General features: G+C 35.6%; 2 protein-coding genes. Both read left to right on the top strand.

The window, feature by feature from the left end:
• Nucleotides 1-278 precede the first annotated feature (278 nt).
• Complete coding sequence (locus tag ACFIMI_RS09500; RefSeq protein ID WP_375612614.1) at nucleotides 279-428, top strand: hypothetical protein; 150 nt, start codon at nucleotides 279-281, stop codon at nucleotides 426-428.
• Between the two features lie 970 nt (nucleotides 429-1,398).
• The coding region (locus tag ACFIMI_RS09495) for an autotransporter outer membrane beta-barrel domain-containing protein (RefSeq protein WP_375692518.1) at nucleotides 1,399-4,343 on the top strand (2,945 nt) is incomplete at its 3' end.

Genomic DNA, 4,343 nt, shown 5'->3' with positions numbered 1-4,343 from the left:
TCAATGCGCAACTGTCTCACAATTTCTCCCTTCATGGTGATGTAAGTTATCAACAAAAGCTTCAGAAAACTGGTATATCTGGAGCAAATTTCTCAGGCGGCATACGCTATCAGTTTTAAAACAAGGCTGTAAAAATAGCCTATTCATTCTATTCAATTTAATAAAAAGGCAGCACGATATGCTGCCTTTTTTTATTCTTGACACCCTTTCATAAAAAGATCGCTCGAATAGCTTTTGTTCTTTATCCTCCCAAGATCATCTCCATCAAGATTTATTGATTGACAAGGCTAGGTATTGTTTTTGATGCATACCAGATTGAAGTAGTTGCTCGTACACAGGCAAAAAAGCGCTTTCGTTATAATCCTGAAAAGACAGCTGTGGAAGGTCTTGCCAATTTGCTGGAATTGGGGAGCGTGAAATGCGTGTAGCAGTCTTTGCGCAAAAGAATGAAAATATGCACTAAAGCGGGTGGTTATGCTTAAGGGTGAGAATAAATTCAGTGATTTTGAGAAATCTGCCCCTTACGCTGTCTTAGATATTGAATGGCATTTATCTCTCATAAACAAAAATGTCGCAAAGCGCTTCATCTCCAAGTGAAAGTAAAACTTTCAGAAAAAACACCTTATATGTATTTATTGATAAATCATATATGTTTATTGATAAATCGCGCTTGCTTCATAAAATCCCCTTCCCCTTTTTCTCAAAGCAAAAAGAAAATGTAAAGTTTTACTGTCGTAAGTAAATAAAAAGCACAAGCTACTATTATTTTCCTCTTTACACAGGAAACATACTGCAAAATATTTCTTTACGCAGATAATTTAATTAAATACACCCAAAAAACAAAGACATCAACCACTTTATCAAAATACTCAAGAAGAAACTAAGATTTATAAAAGCATCAATCAGTACTCTTTAGCATATTTATAAAACACATTACATCCAATATAAAACACCTCAGATCTAAAATTAAGTAAACTTTTTTAATTTTTGCTGACGGCTGTTCCCAACGATGCTGTCCCCCCTTTATTCTCCTTAATGCATCAAAATATATGACAGTACTGTGATAACATTAAAAAGTACAAACAAACAACGATCATTTGCTTATAATATTGTATTTAAATATCATTTTAATATTTTTAATTATATATTTAATACGTAATAACTAAAACTATAAATATAATATGACTTAAATGTAAATATATACATTAATTATTATGTTTTTTAATTTGACTATAAGTAAATTATAAAACTATAAGTAAATTATAAAATAGTGAGCAAGAAGAATATTTTTATAGACCATTATTTATTTTCTTATATTGTTTGTTCTTCTTATAACAAGTGGAGATATGGCAAACAGAAAAAATATTTGTAGCTTAGTTTTAAGTGAGGAGAACATAAATGTCTAAAAAATCTCTTTTATCGCATACAGCAACTGCAGCAATTCTATTATTTGGGACCTACCACAACACACAAGCGGAAGAACTTAAAGAACTTAAAGTTTCTGATGGAAAAAAAATGGAAGTCTCTAAAGAAAGCTACGATAATATTTGGGCAGAAACAGGTGGAAAAATCATCGGCAAGAATTTAAAGCTGGGGAGTACCTCTCCAACACCACCATCTGTTACAACCGTTGTCACCGTTAAAGGATCCGATAGTTTGATTGAATTATCGGACAATACCATCATTAGTGCTCCACTTGGAACTAAATCTTCCTATGAATACGGCGTTAATATATCGGACAACGCTACATTCAAAATGACAGGAGGTTCTATCAATGTTGATAAAACCGCTATTCAGCTAAATGCGGGTAACGGAAATATGGAAAATGTCACAATAACAAGTGAAAACAGTGAACCCTATAACGCAATAAAAGCTGAAAAAAAAAGTAAACTCACTTTGAAAAATATAACTGTTAAAAAAGCAAAAAACAGCATCTTTGCAGATAACCAAACTCAAGTAACAGTTATCGATGGATCTTTTGAGGCAAACGAAACAGCAATCAATGCTCGAAACGGTAGTATCATTACTTTAAACAATAAGGCAAAAATCACATCACTTAACGGTGATGGGCTCAATGCCATTGGTGAGCAATCAAAAATTTTTATGACAGAGGGAACTGTTACCGGTAGCAATAGTGTATTATATACAAAAGCTGGTGGATATATTAATGTTAAAGATGTTGTGCTCACAGCAAATGGTAAAGGAACAAAATTCGGTGCATTTGCAAGAGGTTCCAGCACTATTGAATTGAATGGTAACACAACAATTAAAAATGCTTCGATCGGTGTTAAAGCCGAAAGTGATAATGCGACAATCAAGATGACCGGAGGATCGATTGAGGTCACAGGAGACAAAGCAGTAGGTGCATCATTTCTTAACACCACCAGCAAAGAAAACACGCTGAAAGATGTAAAAATATCAAGCGGAAATGATGACTTTCTTATGGATAAAGGAATAAGTGCTGACAAAGGAAGTATTGTCACTTTAAATAATGTAACCGTCACGAAAGCAAAAAACAGCATCTTAGCAGATAACAAATCTCAAATAACAATCACCGGCGGATCTTTTGAGGCAAAAGGAGAAGCAATAATTGCTCAAAACGGCAGTAGCATTACTTTAAACAATGGTGCGAAAATCATTTCATCTGAGCATAATGCGCTGAGTGCCATTGGTGAGCAATCAAAAATTTTCATGACAGGAGGAACTGTTACTGGGAGTAATAATTCATTATATGCAACTTTGGGTGGATATATTAATGTTAAAGATGTTGCACTCACAGAAAATGGCGAAAGCTCAGTTACAGGCGCATCAGCTGAGGGCCCAAACAGCGTCATTGAATTAAAAGGAAAAACAACGATTACGAAGACTCTCTTTGGTCTTCATGTAACGGATGGAGGCAAAATCACAAGTGAAGAATTAACGATAAAAGGGAAGAAAACAAATATTGAGGGAATCGAACTGCCCAGCATGGGTGTAAATGCTGCTGCAAATAGCGTCATTGAATTAAACGGAAAAACAACGATTGAAAAAGTTGATTTTGGACTTGTCGCATCCAATAGCACGATTAAGATGATCAATGGCGCTGAAAACAAAATAGATGCAACACTAATTGCACTAAAGATAAACAGAAATGGACATATTGATCTCGCAAATACTTCTGCAACAGCAGGGGTTGCTGGGGTGAATTTTACAGATTTGTCTAAAAATAAGTTAAATGGCCTAAGTAATAGTAATCCACAAGATTGGCAAAACAGTGAAGTTAATTTGACCAATACAGATCTGATCGTTGAAAATGGTATTGGAATAAATACCGATGAATCAATGGGAAAAATTAATCTCAAAAATTCAAAAATCCTTGCAGATACGTTATTCAAAAACATAAAGCAGAAGACAAAACCTGTTGAAATGTTTACTTTAACCGCAGACCATTCTGTCTTACAAGGCGGTGTAAGAAATGACGAAAATGGGCAAACACGCTTTGATCTGAAAAACGACACAAAATGGACGTTGAAGATCAGTAACAATGAAAAAGATGCTGATGGAAAACTACTTGATATTGCTCAAAGATCTCGTTCCGATATTTCTACGCTTAATCTCGATAACAGCTCCATTGTTTTTGAGAAACCAACAGAAGAGCATTACCAAACATTGCATATAGGTTCTGGTAAACCAGACACGCAAGAAGTCTACAATGCAACGGGTGATGCAAAGATTTACTTCAACGCACAATGGAGTGATGGAGCACCCATCGCCGATCAAAAAACCGATAGGCTTTTGATCCATGGGGATGTCTCTGGCAACACATCAGTTTATGTTTCAGGACGCGTAGAAAAGAACAGTAGTCAAGCAAATATCTCTGCTGCTCCTAATGTACGGGGGCTTTCACTCATTCAAGTTTCTGGAAAAGCAACTGAAAACTCTTTCAAACTCGTAAATGGCTATACCACAAGAAATGGTTTACCAGATATGTATACACTACGTGCCTATGGACCAGACTCAAGCCAAGGAAAAGCCGATATTGCACAAAACCTCTTTGATGAAAAGAATGAAAATTTCTGGGATTTCCGTTTACAACCCGAACTGCTTGGCTCCAATTCTGGTTCAAATCCTGATCCTGAAACAAATATCCCTACCGTTGCTCCTGTACCACAAACAGCAAGCTATTTGGTTATGCCAAATGCTCTCTTCTACAGTGAATTAACCGATATGGCTAAACAAAACGCACTCTTAGCCAATATCAGAGCATCTGTCTTAGGAAAAGAAGAGGAAAAACAAACCGGTTTCTTCCTCTATACTTACGGAAACACAGGAACCTTATCTTCTGAACGCGGACCTCTCAAATA

This window comes from Bartonella sp. AP4SXKL (assembly GCF_042195845.1).
GTDB lineage: Bacteria > Pseudomonadota > Alphaproteobacteria > Rhizobiales > Rhizobiaceae > Bartonella.
Note: the sequence above shows the minus strand (reverse complement) of the source record. Positions and strands in the feature narration are given on the sequence as shown.